The following is a 21,021-nucleotide window of genomic DNA, read 5'->3' as shown; positions in this document are numbered from 1 at the left end:
TACTAAATTCTATACTATAACTTTATGCAATTCAGCAATCCTATTAATAAGAAGAATACCCTACTGAAGAAGATAGTGTACAAGGTAATGCTCCATTCAATGCTCTATAGCAGCTTTGTGGCGCCAGTCCAAGAACTTGTGTATGCCTACTTCACGCAGGAAGAGGGGCTCCGCTATACGGGTTTAAGGTCAGCAGAAAACGAAAATTCTCAAACGGCTGGGAGCACCCATCAAGATAGGGAGGCAGTGCAGGACACTACGAAAGCGGAAAACAAGCCATTGTTGGAAAGTGGTAGCAGTATTGCAGGGAAAGCTGTCATGACAGCGGATATCGAGCATGGTTTTATAGGAGTGACAAATGAAAGGCCCCTGGACGATGTTTCGGACAATATTTTCAAGGTCATGGTAAAGGATATGCCTGAGGAACAGGCTAGGGCGTATCTGACATACGAGTTGTATGGGCTTCAGGATTATGCGGGAGTGACAAGAAGTATAAATGACAGGCTGTCAATAGGGGGGCATATGATCAAGAATCAGCCGGGCTGGACGATGCAAAGGGAGGAAATTGACCCCGCATGGCTTCGAACCGGGGAGAACAGGATCATGTTCAGCATACCCCAGGGAGCCAATCTGCAATATCAGGTAAGGAATTTAAGGATCGAGTTCGACAGGAAGGACAGTGCGGTTTTGCCGATTTTGACAACAACTGCACCCATGATTTCCTATACGAAAGATAACAAGCTGTATGTAAAGGGATTCTTAAGGAATACGGTATCGAGGGACGCCCATATCTACATTGAGAATTCAGAAATCTCATTGAATGATGGAGAGTTTGAAGGTTTCCTGGAGCTGACCCCGGAAGTTAGGCAAAGGAAATTTGCAATCATCAGGGCCGTTGACGGATCGGGGCTCTTGGGCCAGGAAATAATCCATTTTGAAAATCTGATGGAAGCCGATAGGTTATTCTCTTTGGAGCGCTATCTGGAAAAGGTGTCAGGCATAATGGACGCAAAGGGTGGTATGCTGCAAACCGAAGGCGCATCCATCACCATTAGGGATAGTGCATTTTTGGAAAGCAAGGAAATAAGCATCACCCACCTAAGGCGGAAAGATGTGGCCCCGATGGCATCAGGTATGGTCAACGTGACCAGGGGAGGTTCTGCCTACAGATTTCTTCCCGATGGTACGAGCTTCAATAGGACGGCTTCCATAGCGATCGGATATGATGAAAGACTGATACCAAAGGGGTACTCGGCAAAGGATATCAAGACCTTCTACTTCAATACGCATTCGAAAATTTGGGTTGCAGTGCAACTGGATACCCTGCAGCAGAAAGAGCAAATGGTGCTATCGCTGACAGACCATTTTACAGATTATATCAACGGGATTATCCAAACCCCGGAAAGTCCGGAAACGGCTGGATTTACACCAACCATGATGAGCAACATCCAGGCTGCGGATCCTTCTTCGGAAATGACATTGATCAGTCCTCCGGGGGTTTCTCAGAAAGGAGCGGCCAACATCAGCTATCCTATCAAGATTCCTTCCGGAAGGAACGGGATGCAGCCAAATCTGGCATTGCATTACAACAGTGATGGAGGAAGCGGCTGGCTTGGCCAGGGATGGAGCATCAATATTCCTGCCATTTCAATGGATACGAGGTGGGGTGTTCCCGAAATCAACAATACACACGAAACGGTAATCTATACCCTTGGGGGCGAGCAGCTGATGTATCCCCAGTTGAAAAATTCTGAAGACGTTTGGGTAGACTGGATGCCACACAGGCATTATGACGCTACGTCTGTCTTGCCCTCTACAGACCCACGGCTAAAAATAGTGGGTAGCCCAAGTACCGTGTTCACTCCCCGGAAGCAAGGCAGTTTTGCCAAGATTGAGCGTATGGGAAGCACACCCACCACCTATTATTGGAAAGTTACCAATACAGATGGGACCATCAGCTGGTACGGGGGTAAGACACAGGCTGAGATTAACTATGTGCTGAGGCAGGGAACTGGGGCCGCTACGGAAAACATAGTATATTGGGCCTTGTTCATGACGGAAGATGTCCATGGCAATAATATAAAATATTCCTATTCGAATGGCACATTGGCACAGGCATCAACTGGGAACCTGGCCCCCCTTGCCGGCGGTAGGATGTTTAATATCAGTAAGATCAATTACACAGGCCACAACAATAGCGTAGGAATGTATGAGATTGAATTTAAAAGGACTTCGGCAACCTCATTGACAATTAGGAAGGATCCGACTATTGATGCAAGGTTGGGACTGAAATTGATTGATCCCTGCAAATTGGAGGAAATCATAATCAGGAGGACGGGCTCTACCCAGATCCGCAAGTATAAGTTCAACCTGAAGGAGGGTGAATTTCAAAAATCATTATTGGAGTATGTTGCTGAATTCAATGCCACCAATGTTGAATTTTACAGGCATACCTTTGATTATCATAATGACGTCAGAAATCCTGGCGACCAATCGGTTACCCTATTTGAAAAACCCTACTTCGTTGACCTGCCAAAGCGAAGAAACCCTTCTCCGAACTTTTCGCTGGGAATTGGCAATATATTGGGCAATTCTGCCTTGAATACCAATGAGGCCATAGAGGCAGGCTGGGGGCTAAATGTATCGGCTGGCGTGCAATTTAAATTGTGGAAAGCAGATAATGACAACTATGCCACGGTAACCGTAAACTTGCCACTGGGAGAATCATTTCCTAAGGACAAGGGGTATGTTACCATGGCGGATATAAACGGCGACGGCCTGGACGATATCATTTACAAGGCATCAAGCGGATTGAAGTATTTTGCCAGTTACCGTGATCAGGAAAGCGGTATGGTGAAGTATGAAGACGATCAGAGGAACATCGGTGGAGTGACCATGTTTTCAAGATCGAAGGGAAAGACCAAGACCATGTTTCTGGAATCGCACAATCTCAAGTTGCAGATTCCTTTTTCAAAGAAGGAATTCTTCTATGGCAGGTTCCGTACCAAATCTGAAATGGAAACGGATATTTTTTTTACGGATGGCAATGGTGACGGCTTATTGGATATTGTGAAGGACAAACTGGTGCTATTCAATCAGGCCGATACCAATGGTAACGGAAGAAATTTTACCACTTCCAGTGCCAATACGCCCAATATGCTCAGGACTGCCTCAGTCAATGATATTCCCGATATAGTGCATCCTGAAGACGACGGCATTACGGATGCACAAGGATTTGATGCGGTGAGGGTGTGGATAGCACCCAAGGATGGACAGATTAGCATAACGGATGACCTGCAATTAGTGTCAACCAATGTAGACAGTGCGACCTATTATTCAATCGAGACCTCCAAACCCTCCCTAAATGGTGGAGATCCGTTTAGGCTGTATCTGACACAATTGACCCATGCCAATCCAAATCCGGCCTCCTTTACCATAACCCATTACTCAGGATTGGGAAATCCTTCCCTGGGTTTGCAGAACAGTTCCCTGTTGCAGGTTGATCGGGGACAGAAAATATTTTTCAGGATTACCAAGAATGCTACCGATATCAATGATGAGGTGGTAACCAATCCTACCATTGCCTATCTGAATGAAACGGATGCCAATCTTTTAAAAGATGAAAACTTGGTTGCCCATACCACCAGTCCTTTTAACGATGGATTTATCCTGAGTGAGGAACAACTATTTGAGATAGGGGATTCTGGGAATCTATTGATTACCTGGAATGATATTCTAACAAGTTCCGTCCTGTCTAATCCCAACTATCTCAGCGATGGGGTTTTATTCAGTATCATACTGGTGACAGATGCCGGGGAAGAAGAAATTTATACCCGTTATATGGGTGCCGGAGTAAATGGTGTGATCAGTGCCACGGCGAACCAAAGTGGGGGACAGAATTTTATGACACCCACTCAGCAAGCCATCCCGTATCCCATTGTGGTTGATGGATCAAAGGGGGAAAAGAAATTCATCCGATTTGAAGTTTCCTCTCCATCCAATGTGAAATGGAAGGGGATACAATGGAAGCCAAGGGTAGAATTTATTCCTGCTTCTTCAAACAGTACAGCACTGGCAAAAGTGAGATACCCAGTGGCGAAATACAGCATCTACAAAACCAATATGTTACGGAAACTGGAACCCGTTACAGGATGGACCACCGGCACTGCTCCGGTTAGCTATGGAATTAAACCCAACTTGGTTACCCTTGCTCCGGGAGACCAGGGTTCATTTGAGATGATAGTGAAGAAGAATGGCGTGGTTGTGGGCCGAAAGACCGTTACTGTGAATCTGAATGGGACGATGCAGGCCACCAATGTGAATACTCCAATTGCTTTGAGCGGGTTGATCAACCTCAGCACCCCTGCATCACAATTTCATTATTCTGTAGGATACTATATTACCAATAAGGCAGATGAAAAGGTATTCCAGAAATACCTGGCTGCTGCCAATTACAAGACTGCAATTATAGGATATGATTGGACTGCGCCTGCAAACAGTACCAAATACCTGCCGATACTTGTGGAGAGCAACTTTAATAATATGGAACATCTAGGTCCCCTGCACAAGGAATGGGGGCAGTTCTTTTACAATGATGAGCTCGATAAGTCCACCACCATACCGTTCGACGCCATAGGCAAATTGATAAATCCTAATATAGGGAATCGTTATGATACCCTTGAAAATCTTTTTGGAGACGGAGTAGTTGACCCTGATAGCCCTTGTTTGACCAATACAGGTTTAACCGAAGAAGAAAAGAAGGATTGCCTTGCCAATGAGTACATAGAGACCCTCGGATTGCCTGAAGATAACCCTGCTTTTCCTAGTGGCATTGATCCCTCCCTCCTCGATGGTATTGAACTGGACTACTATACCCAGGAACAGGAGGATGCACTGGTAACACCGCTGATTATGAGCAGGGCCGCTAGGTCCTATCCCAACCAGAATGGCGTGCCCACTGAAGTTGAAAAATGGACTGGCCTATTCGATACGCAGTATGTCATGGCGACCAAGATGCGATCGGGATCCTTTGCAGGTTCCAGTTTCGATATGATTTTTCCGGATGACGAGCCGGGAGGTGTCGAACTGGTAGATGATTTTTCGGGCATGTATGCCATAGATAGGAAGCGCCACAGCGTTTCGGTTACGAAAACGGTGGGCTGGGGACCGGTGAATCTGAGCAGGAGCAATAACGGCAATTATAGCCACTCCGTATCGGATTTCATAGATATCAATGGCGATAGCTATCCGGATTTACTGAGCAGCAACAAGGTGCAGCTTACAAAAATGACGGGTGGGCATCGACCTTTGCCTCTGGAGGATCATGATTTTGGACACCCTAGTGCCAGTTCAAATTTTGCCACACGATTGGTTGCACAGGGAGGTTCTCAGGATTTGGGCAGGAAAGAAGGTCCCAAGTCGAAACCGGAAAATCCTTCCCTGACTGATAAGACTGCTGATACCAATGCCAACCAACCTGGACCTCCAGCTACAGCACCACCTTCCAAGGATGAGGCAGCGATGGCAAAAAAGGACCAGGGAAACCCGGCCTTTATCATGAATATGGGGGCAGATGTCAATCTGGATGCAGAAAACAAGGAACAGGCTCTTTGGCTGGACCTGAATGGTGACGGACTGCCTGATAGGATTGTGAGCGGTGATGGATTTAGATTCAGGTTGAATACAGGACCGAAAACGCCCAACACCTTATTGGGGTATAGCATGTTGGATACTTCCTCCAATAAACCTACCGCCCTTGGCTTTAATATGATGGTGGGCCTCAGCGTAAACAGCCTGTTTGGACAGGCACCGTTGCCGTCAGAAAATCAACCCGAGCAAGATAGCCAAACGCCAGAAGACACCGACTGGTCATCGCTCAATATTGACTTTTCTGTAGGCCTTAGCAATTCGGGCGCTACGACGAAAAGCACGTTGCTTGATATGAATGGCGACGGTCTTCCCGATTTATTGAGTGTTGATGAGGGTGAAGGAAATCTCTATATCAACAATGGGAATGGCTTTTCAAGTACGCCACTTCCATTGAAGACTACATCTACGGGGAACTTTACAATGGTTGAAGACAGCAATACCAATGCGATGTCAATAGGGGGAGAAGTGGGTCTGTATTTTTATAAAACAACCATCTGCTGTACCTTTCCATTCTTTATATTGCCTATACTGCATTTCAAGCTGGGGGCATCTGTCAGTGGCAATGCAAGCCTTGCCTTGACCAATTCACACAAGGCCTTCAAGGACTTCAATGGCGACGGGTATGTTGATTATGTACAAAGGGTGGGCAACCAGCTTGAGGTGTTTGAATCAAAAATAGGGCGAACCAACAAGCTCAGGACGGTTACCAATCCTTTGAAGGGCTCCTTTACGATTGATTATGAATTCCAGAAAACGGATTACAGCAACCCGCATCCAAAATGGGTGATGAGCGAAGTAAGGGTAAATGACGGTTATGGCAGGGAAAATAATGGCAGGAGCCAATATGTCCAAAGGTTTGCCTATGAGAATGGCAACTATGACCGACGTGAGAGAAGCTTTTATGGATACGGCACTGTCAAGGCTCAAAATGTAGTGCTGGGAGGAATAGATGGTAATGAGGTCGAGGAAATCGTCAGCACATCCGTGGCCAAATACCACAACAGCAGTTATTTCTTGGATGGTCTGCTGAAGGAATCGTATGTAATCAAGGGAGATGATGATGCAAAGAAGTTCTCGAGAACGGAATATTTCTACCAGGTAAGGAAGCTTAAGGATTCCAATACAAAAATGACCACTACTGTCCTGTCGCAAGCATTTGATACTGGCGGAACGGAAGGCCGCGGTTCCGCAGCCGTAGTCATGACAAGGACCAGGAATTATTTCCATGAACTTTCGGCAACGCCGCTATTGACATCCGAGGTAAACTTTACCTATGATGACTATGGCCGTGTCCTTACCCGTCAGGATCTCGGCAACATTTCCAATGCTGCCGATAACTATACCACCACTATAGCCTATGGGCATACTGCCCTGGTGAGCAAGCACATCCTGAATGTGCCAAGTTCCATAACGGTAGGCATTCCAGGTATGATAAGGAAACGGACAACAACGGTGGACAGCAACAATGGAAACGTCCTTGCCGTAAACTCGTACCTGACCTCTACACAGTTTGTCAGCACTACCATGCTCTATGACGTATATGGCAACCTGACCAAGAAGACATTTCCTCCAAATTCGTCCACATCCAATGACGCCATGTCCTATACCTATACCTATGATGGCAATTTCTATAAGATCATAAAAGTAGAGGATGCATTCGGCTATATATCGGAGACGAGCTATACGGCCACACCCGCCAATAATTACTTTTATGATAATGACAAGGTGATTGCAAGCACGGATATTGCGGGTAACAAGACACTGTTCAAGTATGATAGCTTCGGAAGATTGATCGAGGTAAGGGGGCCGAAAGAGAATCTAAGTACCTTGCCTCCCACCATCAGCTTTGCCTATTACCTGAAATATACACAGCTGCCTACCGGCAGTGGATTCAGTACAGGTAACGCCAATGATTTTGTACCGGTGGCCGTGAGTAGCCATTATGACAGCCAGCAAATCCCTGCCAACTTCATAGAGACCTATACCTTCATAGACGGTTTGGCAAGGCCCATGCAGATCAAGAAAGACATTGCACGCAATATCGGGACACCGCAGTCCCCAACTTACCAGGAGTATTTATCCGTAAGCGGCTGGACGTCATATGATGCCCTGGGAAGGACGGTCGCTCAGCACCTGCCCCATTTGGAGCAGAAGCTCAATGTGTCCAAGTTTATGGTAAATGAAATGCAGACCAGTATGGCTGCTGAAACCCAATATGATGCAATTGGCCGTCCCTTGTTTGTAAAGGATGCTGATTTAAACGTTACTGAAATTGCCTATTCAATCGCACAGGATGTCAGCAATGCTATGGCGCTTAAAACCAAGACCATAGTTGCAAATGCACCAGAAAATATAGTATCCGAGACCTACAAGGACGTGAACGGAAGGGTTATCTCTACCATGAATGAAGGGCCCAATTCCAGTTATTTATGGACGAGATTCACCTACAATGCCATTGGCGAGCTCCTGAGCTACACCGATGCGGGAGCACTCCAGACGGTCTACCAATATGACTGGTTGGGACGCAAGACCTCTGTAATCCATCCGGACAAGGGAAGGACGCGCTACTTTTATGACAATGCGAGTAACCTGACCAGGATACAGACCGCCAATCTTGAAGTTGACGGCACCTTTATCGACTATTCCTACGAACGCAACCGTTTGACAGACATCACCTATCCAAACGTTCCGAATGGCGCGAACGTAAGCAACGTAAAATACAGCTACGGGGCGGCCACGTTGACTGGGGCAGATGCGAACAAAAGGGGCCGACTGGTACAGCAGAAGGATGCAACCGGGTTACAGGAATTCAATTATGGAAACATGGGAGAGCTCGTGTACAGCAAGCGTACCATCGCGGCACCTAATATCCCTACGCGTATCTTTGAAACCGCTTTCGAGTATGACAGCTGGAACAGGCTTTTGTTCATGATCTATCCAGATGGTGAAAAGGTGAACTATTACTATGATCTTGGAGGAAACCTGAACAAGGTGGAAGGGAAGGACCAGTATATCACGCGCATTGACTACGACCACTTCGAGCAGCGTACCTATATGAGGTACGGCAATAATACGGAGACTTTTTACACCTATACCCCGAAAATGAGACGACTCAGCAGCCTGAACGTCAAGACTGCCGACCAGCAGTCCCTTTTCAACAATGTCTATGGCTATGACCAGGTAGGCAATGTTACAGGGGTAAACAACACCGCTGGCAGTACGAGCAACAATATGGGAGGAACTTATTCCCACGCGTATACCTATGACAGGCTGAACAGGCTTAGCACTGGCACGGGAAGCTTTAACGGCAGTACCGCGGTGGGAGGCTATGACCACCAGAGCAATTACACGCTGTCGATGGACTATAATAGTACCCATGGCATCGTGAATAAGGTACAGAATCACGTGCTGAACAATAATTTGAATGCTGACACCAACGCTGCCTACAGTTACTTCGAGAATACACATAGGGTGCAAAACATTGCCGACAGTGGTTCCGGTACCGTGGAGAATTTTACGTATGATTACAACGGTAACTTAAAGACGAAGATGATTGCCGGCTATTCCAGCAGTACTTCCTATCTGTGGGACGAATCAAACAGGCTGCGTGTGGCGCTTCTCAGCCGAAGCATGCACCATTACCTCTATGATGCGGGAGGAGAGCGTGTCCTGAAGGGAAGTTCCAATTTTGATGAGGTGTATGAGAACGGCATGTTGGTATACCCTTCAACCTTTACCTTCAATGGCTACACGACCTATCCTAGTGCCTTTATGGTGATAGATCCCAACGGGATTTACAGCAACCATTACTATGCAGGAAGCCAGCGTATCGTGAGCCGTCTTGGAGAGGAAAAGGCCGATGTCTTTAACGAGAATCCAATGAAGACGTCTGCAACCGATGCAGAACCCGGGACGGAAGAAACGGCTGCATTTGATGATGAGGAGCTGCGCGAACGCCAGATTGCTGACCTCCAGCTCTATCTCACAGGTGCAGGTGCAGGCACGGCCACCTTCGACGACTACAATCCTTCGACCTATGAGGAAGAGGAGCTTGTGCTCCAGCAGGAAGCAAAGGAAGAAGGGGAAGGTACGCCATCCTTGCAGGAGCGTGCGGCAGCGGCAATAGCCCCTGTTTATTTCTATCACCCTGACCATCTGGGGACGAGTACATTTTTAACAGATTTGAATGGTGTGGCCTATCAATTTTTCCTAAATTTACCATTCGGGGAAATCGTAGCCTTGGTGGAGATTCAGTGAACACCTAATTAAAATAAAAGCGGGTGAACTAAACGATGGCCGAGCAAAACCCGAACAGCTATTACAAGACACCGTTCCTGTTTACGGGCAAGGAGAAGGATGACTATACGGGACTGCATTATTTTGGAGCCAGGTATTATGATTCCAGGAGTAGCATTTGGTTGAGTGTGGATCCGTTGGCGGAAAGCTTTCCTAATTGGAATCCGTATAATTATACGATGCAGAATCCGATTAATTTGGTAGATCCTACTGGTATGAGTCCTGAAGGATTGGGAGACCCGAACAAAAGCTGGTTAGGGAGAGCTTGGGATACTGTAAAAGGAATTTTCTCGTCCGATAGTGATTACAAACCTATTCCCAAAAGTGTTCAAACTAAAACAAATATTGGTAATGTGACCGTTGGGGAACCAACTATTACTTTTTTACCCGATGAAAGTAAAATATATGAACGTATAAATCCAACTACTTCTATTGTATATACAGGAGGCTCTAATGAAGCACCTGAATATATGTTTCATTACCCAAGAGATTTAGGAGAATTTTCTCAAGCAGGGTCAGATGGATATATATGGACAGGTTGCATGTCATGCCATGCTTCGAATGGAGCATATAGTTATGCAGCTCGTAATTCTCAAGAATACCATGCAGGACAGATGCTGGCTGTCGCATTACAAGTTGGATTTGGAGCATTCGCTAGTAAACCAACTTCAATAAGAAGTGTTGAGGATATAATGGATAATCCTAGTCTGCTGAAGGGTAGATCTTACGAGAATATTCGCGCTACTCTGAGTAATACTGAAGGTTGGGTAAATAGTAGTATGACAAAAACTAGAGGTGCTGACAAAGGCTGGGTTTTACGTCAAGTTAATAGTAGAGGCCAGGAAACAGGAAAATTAATTCAGTATCATCCTGGTTCACGCAGAAAATACAATGGTGCTCCTTATTGGAAAGTTTCTGATGGAACTGATACATATAGATTTCCAGCAAATTAAATTTTTAATATGAAAGATATAGAAAATAAGTTATTACTCTTAAAGAAGAGTCTTGAAAATTTATCTAAACCGTATAATGACCAGATTGATTCATATCCGGATTATGTTGATGTGTTTGATGAAGTTGTGTCTGATTTTGATAATGCTTTTCGTTTGTTACCTGTTCTAATGGAGGATAATGTAATTTCTTATGAGTTGACGAAGGAAATACTAAAATGCAACAATCTCATAGTTCTTAATTTATCTATTGAGGAAAGAAATACTGATGAAAGCTTTGAAAATGATGATTCTTGGAATTTAGTAAGAGAATCTGCAAGAAATGCTTTGAATTTAATGGATAGTATATCAGATTAGGTACTCCGGTGATGTATAAAATGTGTTGATGGCTAATTATTATATTTTGCACTAGTAGAATCATTTATTTACAGTAGTATCGCAGTCAAAAACTAAACAACCTTTGGGTTGTTTTTTTATTATGTAGTGCCTTAAATGGAATAAAATGGCTCTTGGTGAGACCTTGTGTTGCAGATGTGGGGGATTATATGCCCCAGCTGCAGCACGAATTCCTTCGTGCGGCCTTTTGTTTATAGTAGTGCCGAATAAACCAGATCCAAAACCTCCGCAACGGGGTTAAAAACCACATGTTTTCAATTATTCTTTCCAAACCTGGTTACCCGTTCTCTAAAAGATTGTTTCGTATGCCTTTATTATTGAAATACTGAAAAGGCAAAGACTGCAATTCCCGAGAAAGTGTTCCGTTTTTCGCAACTCCCAAAAGCCTAGGCCACTTCCAAAATATGCAGCACATTGCCCGACCGGTCAAGCGGATACAGTTCACCATTCACCTCCTGGAAAAAGCAGACCTGCAACATCCAGAATACTATCCCTGTACCGGTAGCTGGTGCAGGAGGGTTAACCGTTACCTCGGTTGCGGTCCGGTCAAGTGCCACGCCCACTTCGGGACTATAGGTTACTGCCGTAGTACCAGCTTCAAAGTCCACTTGTAGCAGGCACGTCCCGAAGGAAGCATGCGTGGCACCTTTCGGATAGCGTAGGTGGGAAGCTGGAACTAGTAGGGGAAGCTGGAACGTAAACCCCGGAGCTGCCACGTGGGGGCATTGTAGTACCGCATCCAGGGGAAATTGTGTATTGAAATCAAAACCCTTCAGAAGTTGCCGCCCCTTCGCATGGCCAAGGCCGCCCCCCACTGTCCGCGCTCCTCGGATAGCCTCTTGGTCGCAGTCCCTTACCTTGCACAGCACTTGGATCATCCGCCCGGAGAGTTCGGGGGTACGTAGGCGCCGCACAAAGGCGGAAGCACCCTTGCGGAGCTGCGAACCAGCCCTGACCACCGCACCAAACTCCCTGCTGTTCTCCCGTGTCCGGGCAAACGCAGGATCACGGTCAACCCGCTCCTTGGTAAGCGAACTTTTCTTCCGGGCAAGCTGCTGCCCCTCTCTCCCTCGGTAGAAGGTCACTTCCCCAAGCGATCCTGAAAGGCGGAAGATACTTTTTACATGTGCCATGATGCTAGATTTTGATGAAACGTATGGCAAAGATAGGAAGGGGCCACGTACTAGAGATACCCGGGTGGGCAGGATGTCCTCATTTGCCCCCATTTGTCCTCTTTTTGCACGGAAGAAGGCACTTGCGTGGGGTTACTGCGGTCGGGGCGAGGCATCAATGCCAATGCCAAATTTGGGAAAGCTGCTCTATTTGCGGCGGCTGGCTGGATAGGTCGCGGCTCAGGGACACTAGTAAGCCTGTTAAAGCGTTGTTATAGCGTTGCTAAAGCGTCATTAAAGCGCTGTTACTGCAATGTGGCGGCATTGGGGAACCTTACTGGTCTGGAGCTTTGGTTTTTAAGGTAGCGGGCGGAGGGCTTCGCTGCTGATAGCGAAGGAAGGGAAATCGCAAGGGGGTGATTGTAGAGGTCGCAACGAAGGGGAAGGATGCAGCCAGCGATTTGATCCGGCTGTTGCAGGAAAAAAATGGCCATTTCTGATCGTCTTTTTCTTGTTGCTAGCTCCTGTGCCGGGGTATGCTTGAACAAAATGATTTTTCTTGAAATAAATAAAAACAAAAAAGACCTCACATCGCTGTGAAGTCTTTCTTTATTGCTAGCTCCCCCTCTTGGGCTCGAACCAAGGACCCTCTGATTAACAGTCAGATGCTCTAACCAACTGAGCTAAGGAGGAAGGCGTATTGCCTTTTAAAGCGGTGCAAATATAGGGCTTAATTTATTTTCTGCAAATATTTTCGAATAAATTTTTCATTATTTTTAGAAAAACTTTTCGGTGACAAATTGGTAGATATCCTTCCCGAAGGTTAAAGCCATTAGGCTCAACAAGATAATCATTCCAACGGTTTGAACATGGCCTGCTGCCTTTTCGCTCAATTTTCTTCCAGTAATCATCTCGGCAATTGTAAATAGGGCATGACCACCATCTAATCCTGGAATTGGAAGTAGGTTCATAAAGGCTAAGCCAACAGAAAATAGTGCAATAAATTCCCAAATAAATTCCCAATTCCATTCGTCTGGTAAACGTCGTGCAATTCCAATTGGACTTTGAACTTGAGCATAAGCACCTGTTTTAGGACGTAGAATGAGTTTAAATGAGTTGATATTGTAGTTAAACATGTTCCAAGTTTGTCTAAAAGCTTCAGGAATTGCCTGGCCCAAGGACAACTTGTTTCTAACTAAATATTCACTTTCTCTCGTGTCTTTAAAGCCAATGCCAATTTTTCCATCTTTATTTAATTTCGAATTTAGAACGAGTGATTCATTTTCTCTTTCTACCTTCAACTTCAATGGGCCATTTGGCTTAATTAAAGACAATTGTTTTTTGAAATCCAGATAATCCTTAATTTTTGTATTGTTTATTTCAAGGATCTTGTCATTTAATTCAATTCCTGATTTTGCTGCTTCAGAATCTTTGAGAATACTACCAACCACGGCATCTTCAATACTAATATTTTGCGTTAAAATAATACTTGAAAGGGACAAGCCATTTTTTCCAGTAGAATCAATTTTAGCTTTTACACTCAATTCCTGATTTTCTCTCTTTACTAATAAATTAATAGAATCCGTTTTGTTGTTTTTCAAGAGATATAAAAATTCATCAACATAGGTGAATTTTTTGTCATTTGCACCTATTATCATATCAAAACGCTCAATTCCATTACTGTTTTTGCCAATCGAATCAATAAAATAATTTTGAATGGAGTTTCGTGCACCTAAAAAACCTTTGCCTTCTTTTTTAATTATTTCTCCTTTTTCTTCATCCGTCAATTGTAGAACGACTTTATTTCCATTTCGGTCTAATTCAACTTTTTCGCCAAATAAAACCTCCATCGAAAGAAATTTAAAATCGTTGTATTTTACACCGTCTACAGCTAAAATTTTATCTCCACTGAGGAATCCAACCTTGTTTCCTACTTCTCCGAATGCTAAGCCATTTTCTTGAATTTTATCTACTGATACTATTTTTTGACCTGAAGTAGAAAAAGTCCAAGCATAAATAAGTACAGCCAAAAGAATATTCACAATAATACCTCCCAACATGATAATCAAGCGTTGCCAAGCCGGTTTAGCGCGAAATTCCCAAGGTTGTGCTGGCATTTTCATCTGTTCTGTATCCATACTTTCGTCTATCATCCCTGAAAGTTTCACATAACCGCCAATCGGCAACCATCCAATACCCCATTCGGTTTCTCCAATTTTCTTTTTCACCAATGAAAAACCCGCATCCATGAAAAGATAGAATTTCTCGACCCTCACTTTAAAAATTTTGGCGGCAACATAGTGTCCAAGCTCATGCAGAATAACTAATACGGAAAGTATAAATAGGATTTGACCTAATTGTATCATTTGATTTATTTTTTTATAACGCACAAAAGTAATGTTTTCTATTTATTTATAGCGGTATAAATTTTCCGACGGTTTTAAATGTTTGTTAATTATATGGATATGAATTTTTAATATGCAGAATGTCCACTAAATTTACTCTTCTAAATTACAGAACAACATGCAAACAGTAAAAACAGCATTGCTATCCTACGGAATGTCGGGCAAGGTATTTCATGCTCCTTTTCTAGAACTTCACGAGGGTTTTGAGCTAAAAGGCTCATGGGAAAGAAGCAAAAAGCTGATTCATAAAGAGTATCCTGAAGCAAAGAGTTATGCAAGCTTGGAAGAACTCCTGCAAGACGATATCGATTTGGTTATTGTGAACACGCCAACTGATACCCATTTCGAATATGCCAAGAAAGCCTTGAAGGCTGGAAAACATGTGCTCGTCGAAAAGGCATTTACTACAAGGGTGTCTGAAGCTAAAGAATTGGCAGGTTTGGCAAAGCAAAAAAAACTCAAGTTAGCTGTTTACCAAAACCGAAGATGGGACAGCGATTTTAAAACTGTTAAGGATGTTGTCAACAAAGGTCTTTTGGGAGAAATCGTAGAAGCTGAGTTTCATTTTGATCGTTACAGTCCGAGTTTGAGCGTCAAAGCCCATAAGGAAACCCGCACTTCTGGTTCGGGAATTTTGATGGATCTAGGACCTCACTTGATTGATCAGGCCTTGCATCTTTTCGGTTTTCCCAAAGCTGTTTTTGCCGATTCCATGATTACACGAGAGAAATCTGTAGTGGATGACTATGTAGATATCTTGCTTTATTATCCCCGCTTTCGCGTAAGGCTGAAATCTGGATTGTTTGTTCGAGAAGCAGTTCCCTCTTTTGTCGTGCATGGAAAGAACGGCTCGTTTCTAAAAAAGCGTGGCGATATTCAGGAAGATGCTTTAAAAATGGGCAAGAAGCCAAACTTAAAAAATTGGGGAACCGAATCCAGAAGCCATGAAGGATTGTTGCATACAGAAAGTGGCGGCAAAATCATCCACGAAAATATTCCAACACTTCAAGGGAATTACTACGATTTTTTTGATGGCTTATACACTTCGATTACCGAAAACAAACCAGAACCTGTTACCGCACAAGACGGTATCAACACCATGAGAATCATTGAAGCTGCGATAAAAAGCAACGGAAAACAAAAAGTGATCCAATTATAAGTAAAAATCGACATACCCTAATTAAAAAATAAGTTCTAAAAGTGGTAAATCCAGAAGTTTATCAGTAAATATTGTAAAGCAAATCCTTTTCTACTGCCTTAATTTTATAGCATAAATAATATGATTATGGAAATGGAACCGATACAGTTGAGATTCAAGGACGATGGAAAAATTCCAAACAGTCCGCTTCCGCTTTTGATTTATAAGAATGTGTTTTCAGAAGAAAAGGCAGATCCTGATTTTATTACGCAACATTTTGCCGACCGAAATTGGAGCAATTCATGGAACAATGGTGTTTATGACTACCATCATTATCATAGCAATACCCATGAAGTGATGGGCATTTACAGCGGTTATGCCACACTTCAATTTGGTGGTGAAGACGGAGAGAAAATCACGTTGGAAGAAGGAGATGCTATTGCAATTCCTGCAGGAGTAGCTCATAAAAAGATTGAAGCTTCATATGATTTTGGCGTAATTGGAGCCTATCCTGACGGGATGGAATATGATATCATGAAAGGAGAAGAAAACGAACGACCACAAGCCGATGAAAACATAAGCAAAGTGCCACTTCCAGAATTCGATCCTATCTACGGAAAATTGGAAGGACTGACTTCGCTTTGGAAATAAAAAATAAAAAATAGTTGAACACGAATTGCACAAATTTTCACTAATCATGTTGCGGAAATTTGTGCAATTCGTGTCATTTTTTTTGGATAAAACTGTCCAAAAACGCTTTCTAAAAAAAGTTGTAATTTTGCATCAAATTTTTGAAGATGGTCAAGATAGGCAACATAGAATTACCCGATTTCCCTTTATTATTAGCTCCAATGGAAGATGTTAGCGATCCGCCGTTCCGCAGATTGTGCAAACTTCATGGTGCCGATTTGATGTACAGCGAATTTATTTCATCCGAAGGATTGATTCGTGATGCCATCAAAAGCCGTCAGAAATTGGATATTTTCGATTATGAACGACCTGTTGGTATCCAAATTTTTGGTGGAGATGAAGAAGCAATGGCAATGTCAGCCAAAATTGTTGAAGCTGTAAATCCGGATTTAATTGACATCAATTTTGGCTGTCCAGTGAAAAAAGTGGTTTGCAAAGGAGCTGGAGCCGGTGTTTTGAAAGATGTAGATTTGATGGTGCGATTGACCAAAGCGGTTATCCGAAGCACTCATCTTCCTGTAACGGTAAAAACACGTTTGGGATGGGACGAAAATTCGATCAACATCGATGAGGTTGCCGAAAGATTGCAGGATATTGGTGTCCAGGCCTTGACCGTTCATGCACGAACTAGAGCCCAAATGTATAAAGGCCATTCAGATTGGAGTCATATCGAAAGAATAAAAAATAATCCTAGAATTACAATGCCAATCTTTGGAAATGGTGATATTGATTCGGCCGAAAAAGCATTGGAATATAAAAATAAATTTGGCCTCGACGGAATGATGATTGGTCGTGCTGCAATTGGATATCCGTGGATCTTCAATGAAATAAAACATTTTTTTGAAACAGGAGAACATCTACCAAAGCCAAATATCGAAAATCGAGTGGAAGCAGCCCGAAACCATTTGCAATGGGCAATGGACTGGAAAGGCGAGAAACTAGGAATTTTAGAAACTAGAAGGCACTACACCAATTACTTCAAAGGATTGCCTAATTTCAAGGAATTCAGATCGAGAATGGTTTCAAGTGAAAACCCTGAATTGATCTTCGCTACTTTTGACGAAGTTTTGCAAAAGTATCACGGAATGGAATTGGTATAAAAATAAAAAAGGTGAAATTGCTTTCACCTTTTTTGCCCCAAATCTACCATAAACTTAACCTACTAATCTTATGGTTCACCAAATGTATAGGGTTGATAACGAACCAACAAAAAAATTAGATGAACGTCAAATAAATCCGTTGTAATGCATATTTGGGATGATTTTAGTAGGCTCTTGCATCATTTCCTTCATAGAAATTAATAAAAGCCTTATTCACAACTCGGTTACCTCCAGGAGTTGGGTAATCACCTGTAAAATACCAATCACCTAAGTTTTTAGGACATGCTTTATGTAAATCTTCAACCGTTTGGAAGATGATTTTCACATCGGCATTGATTTCAGGAGAACTCAACATTTCTGCAATTCTATCTGATATTTCTTGTGGCTCAAAAGGAGCATAAATTTCCGTTACATAATTCACCACGTCATTATCATTAAGGTTTTCTTGAGCTTTACACTTTTTATAAACCTCTTCTACGATATGGTATAAATTTCTTTCTTTCAATAAATCCAAAGCGGCTCTAAAAGCAACAAGACCTTCCAGTTTTGCCATATCGATTCCGTAGCAATCTGGATAGCGAATTTGTGGTGCCGATGAAACTACAATGATGCTTTTTGGTTTCAAACGGTCCATCATTTTGATGATACTCATTTTCAAGGTTGTTCCACGAACAATACTGTCATCAATGATCACCAAATTATCGGTTGGCTTGATAACGCCATAGGTAACATCGTAAACGTGTGCTACTAAATCATCACGGCTACTATCTTCTGTAATAAACGTTCTTAGCTTGGCATCTTTTATGGCTACTTTTTCGGTTCTGATTTTCACGGCAAGTAATTCCTGCAACGTATCTTTCGTTAAAGTGTCCTTGTTTTCAAGTATATAATTGTTTTTCCTTTGGTTTAAGAAATCCTGAGCTGCTTCAACAATTCCGTAGAAAGAAGTTTCGGCTGTGTTTGGGATATAAGAAAAAACAGTATTGTCAGTGTCATTGTCGATTGCTTTCAAAACCGCTGGCAAAATCAATTTACCAAGGTCTTTTCTTTCTTGATAAATTTCGGCATCACTACCTCTAGAAAAATAAATCCTTTCAAACGAACAAGCTTTTTTTACCGTTGGTGTAATGATTTCCTCTTCGGTAACTTTTCCGTTTTTCTTGATAATCAAGGCGTGACCTGGTTGAAGTTCTTGAATTTTTTCGAATTCAAGATTGAAAACCGTTTGAATCACAGGTCTTTCTGAAGCCACGACTACAATTTCATCATCTTCATAAAAATAAGCTGGACGAATTCCTGCCGGATCTCTGAAAACAAATGCATCCCCATGACCGAAAAGTCCTGCCATTGCATAACCTCCGTCCCATCCTTTCGAAGCTCTTTTCAAGATTTTCTTTACATCTAATCTTTCGGCAATTACCGGAGAAGCTTCTCTTTTAGAAAGCCCTTCGTTTTTACAGTCCAAGTACAAATCGGTAACTTCATCGTCAAGGAAATGACCAATTTTTTCCATTACGGTAACGGTATCCGCCATTTCTTTTGGATGCTGGCCTAATTCAACCAAACTATTAAAAAGCTGGGTAACATTGGTCATGTTGAAGTTTCCGGCAACTATAAGATTTCTATGCATCCAGTTGTTCTGACGAAGAAAAGGATGAACGCTTTCGATGCTGTTTTTACCAAAAGTACCATAACGAACGTGGCCTAAGAATAATTCCCCGATATAAGGAATGTTTTTCTTTTGAGCCGCAACATCTTCGGCATACTCTGGATGAGAAGCCAATTCTTCATTGATTCTGTCATTGATTTGGGCAAAAACATCTTGAATCGGCTGGGGATCATTCGAACGAACCCTGCTGATGTATCGTTCTCCGGCTTCGACATCGAGTTTTATACTTGCAAAACCCGCTCCGTCTTGACCTCTGTTGTGTTGCTTTTCCATAAGGAGATACATTTTTTGTATCCCATAGAAAGCCGAACCGTATTTTTCCTTGTAAAACTCGAGTGGTTTTTTTAATCTTAAAAGGGCAATACCACATTCGTGTTTAATTGAATCGCTCATTGTGTTGTAGTTGTGTAGTTATTGAAAGTTTAACGTTCAACGTTTAATGTTGGGGCAACTTTAAACGTTAAACAAAAATAAACGCCCCGTTTCCGAGGCGTGATTTTTCTATTGTAATGCTATGTCAAATTGCGTCAAGGCTCTGAATTGTTTCAGCCTGTTCACAACTTCTTCTTTTTCAAGGTCAACCATTCTTTCTGTTCCAAATTTTTCTACACAGAAAGAAGCAAGGTTTGAGCCATAAATGATGGCGTTTTTCATATTTTCGAAAGAAATATTTTCGCTTTGCGTAATAAATCCTGCAAATCCACCTGCAAAGGTGTCTCCGGCTCCAGTTGGGTCAAAAACTTCTTCAAGCGGCAATGCCGGTGCAAAGAAAACGTCTTTGTTGTGGAATAATAATGCTCCGTGTTCTCCTTTTTTAATCACCACATATTTTGGTCCCATCGTATGGATTTTGGCAGCAGCCTTAACAAGAGAATATTCTCCCGAAAGTTGGCGAGCCTCTTCATCATTGATGGTGATCACGTCCACTCTTTTGATTACGTCTAATAATTCTGGCAAGGCACAATCCATCCAAAAATTCATCGTGTCTAACACTACTAATTTTGGTTGTGTTTCCATTTGATCCAAAACACTGCTTTGAACCAAAGGATGCAAGTTTCCAAGCATTACCACATCAGAATTTTTAAAATCTTGAGGTACTTTTGGTTGAAAATCTGCCAAAACGTTTAGTTCTGTTGCCAATGTATCTCTTGAATTCAAATCGTTATGATAACGACCGCTCCAAAAGAATGTTTTTCCTCCGGGAACAATTTCCAAACCAGAAATATCAATGTTTCTTTCGGTCAATAAATCTAAATGTTCTTGCGGAAAATCGTCTCCAACTACTGAAACAATTGCTGATTTTAGATTAAAAAAAGAAGCTGAAAGTCCGATGTAGGTTGCAGCTCCACCTAAAATTTTATCGGTTTTCCCGAAAGGAGTTTCAATAGCGTCGAAAGCGACTGTCCCGACAATTAGCAATTTATTCATTTGTTACTTTTGGAAGTAGGGTGCAAAGATACTTCATAACTTACAAAGTTGCAAAGTTTTGAAATTGTAAAGTTTTGCTAAATTATTGAATTGAAAAACAGTGGTTTATAGTAATTTATCGCCTTGTTTCTCATAATAGGTATCAACAGAAAGCTCATCTGCAAGCGAAGCCATAACGGCAAGTTCGC

Annotated in this window: 10 protein-coding genes and 1 tRNA gene; 6 read left to right on the top strand and 5 right to left on the bottom strand. The window is 42.8% G+C overall.

What is annotated here, in order from left to right; translation table 11 throughout:
* Nucleotides 1-24 precede the first annotated feature (24 nt).
* From G508_RS0101265 to G508_RS0101255, 3 genes are read left to right on the top strand one after another with little or no spacing between them, the layout of a single operon-like run.
* Nucleotides 25-9,906 (top strand): SpvB/TcaC N-terminal domain-containing protein, encoded by a 9,882-nt coding sequence (locus G508_RS0101265; protein ID WP_084625894.1) that lies wholly within the window; start codon nucleotides 25-27, stop codon nucleotides 9,904-9,906.
* Between the two features lie 35 nt (nucleotides 9,907-9,941).
* Entirely contained in the window at nucleotides 9,942-10,898 is a 957-nt protein-coding gene (locus G508_RS0101260; RefSeq protein ID WP_026703622.1) for an RHS repeat-associated core domain-containing protein, read from the top strand.
* A 9-nt stretch (nucleotides 10,899-10,907) separates the two neighbouring features.
* Entirely contained in the window at nucleotides 10,908-11,252 is a 345-nt protein-coding gene (locus tag G508_RS0101255; protein WP_026703621.1) for a hypothetical protein, read from the top strand.
* 425 nt (nucleotides 11,253-11,677) lie between these two features.
* Here G508_RS0101255 and G508_RS0101250 read toward each other — a convergent pair whose 3' ends face one another.
* From G508_RS0101250 to G508_RS0101235, 3 genes are all read right to left on the bottom strand, one after another.
* Complete coding sequence (locus G508_RS0101250; RefSeq protein ID WP_026703620.1) at nucleotides 11,678-12,424, bottom strand: hypothetical protein; 747 nt, start codon at nucleotides 12,422-12,424, stop codon at nucleotides 11,678-11,680.
* 598 nt (nucleotides 12,425-13,022) lie between these two features.
* A tRNA-Asn gene (locus tag G508_RS0101240) sits at nucleotides 13,023-13,096 on the bottom strand.
* Nucleotides 13,097-13,179: 83 nt separating this feature from the next.
* On the bottom strand, nucleotides 13,180-14,769 hold the full coding sequence (locus tag G508_RS0101235; RefSeq protein WP_051197380.1) for a site-2 protease family protein: 1,590 nt from the start codon (nucleotides 14,767-14,769) through the stop codon (nucleotides 13,180-13,182).
* Between the two features lie 157 nt (nucleotides 14,770-14,926).
* Here G508_RS0101235 and G508_RS0101230 point away from each other — a divergent pair, with 157 nt between their 5' ends.
* The 3 genes from G508_RS0101230 (at nucleotide 14,927) to dusB (ending at nucleotide 17,736) form a co-directional block, all read left to right on the top strand.
* On the top strand, nucleotides 14,927-15,967 hold the full coding sequence (locus G508_RS0101230; RefSeq protein ID WP_026703617.1) for a Gfo/Idh/MocA family oxidoreductase: 1,041 nt from the start codon (nucleotides 14,927-14,929) through the stop codon (nucleotides 15,965-15,967).
* Nucleotides 15,968-16,099: 132 nt separating this feature from the next.
* On the top strand, nucleotides 16,100-16,597 hold the full coding sequence (locus G508_RS0101225; RefSeq protein ID WP_026703616.1) for a cupin domain-containing protein: 498 nt from the start codon (nucleotides 16,100-16,102) through the stop codon (nucleotides 16,595-16,597).
* A 146-nt stretch (nucleotides 16,598-16,743) separates the two neighbouring features.
* On the top strand, nucleotides 16,744-17,736 hold the full coding sequence (gene dusB, locus G508_RS0101220; protein WP_026703615.1) for a tRNA dihydrouridine synthase DusB: 993 nt from the start codon (nucleotides 16,744-16,746) through the stop codon (nucleotides 17,734-17,736).
* 163 nt (nucleotides 17,737-17,899) lie between these two features.
* Here the strand turns inward: dusB and G508_RS0101215 are convergent, their stop codons facing one another.
* Together G508_RS0101215 and G508_RS0101210 are read right to left on the bottom strand one after the other, a co-directional pair.
* Nucleotides 17,900-19,798 carry an amidophosphoribosyltransferase gene (locus G508_RS0101215; protein ID WP_026703614.1) on the bottom strand — a complete coding sequence of 633 codons (1,899 nt, stop codon included), beginning with the start codon at nucleotides 19,796-19,798 and terminating at the stop codon, nucleotides 17,900-17,902.
* 108 nt (nucleotides 19,799-19,906) lie between these two features.
* Nucleotides 19,907-20,833, bottom strand: a complete 927-nt coding sequence (locus G508_RS0101210; RefSeq protein ID WP_026703613.1) for a PfkB family carbohydrate kinase — start codon at nucleotides 20,831-20,833, stop codon at nucleotides 19,907-19,909.
* Between the last annotated feature and the right edge of the window lie 188 nt (nucleotides 20,834-21,021).

Source organism: Flavobacterium soli DSM 19725, assembly GCF_000422705.1.
Lineage (GTDB): Bacteria > Bacteroidota > Bacteroidia > Flavobacteriales > Flavobacteriaceae > Flavobacterium > Flavobacterium soli.
Note: the sequence above shows the minus strand (reverse complement) of the source record. Positions and strands in the feature narration are given on the sequence as shown.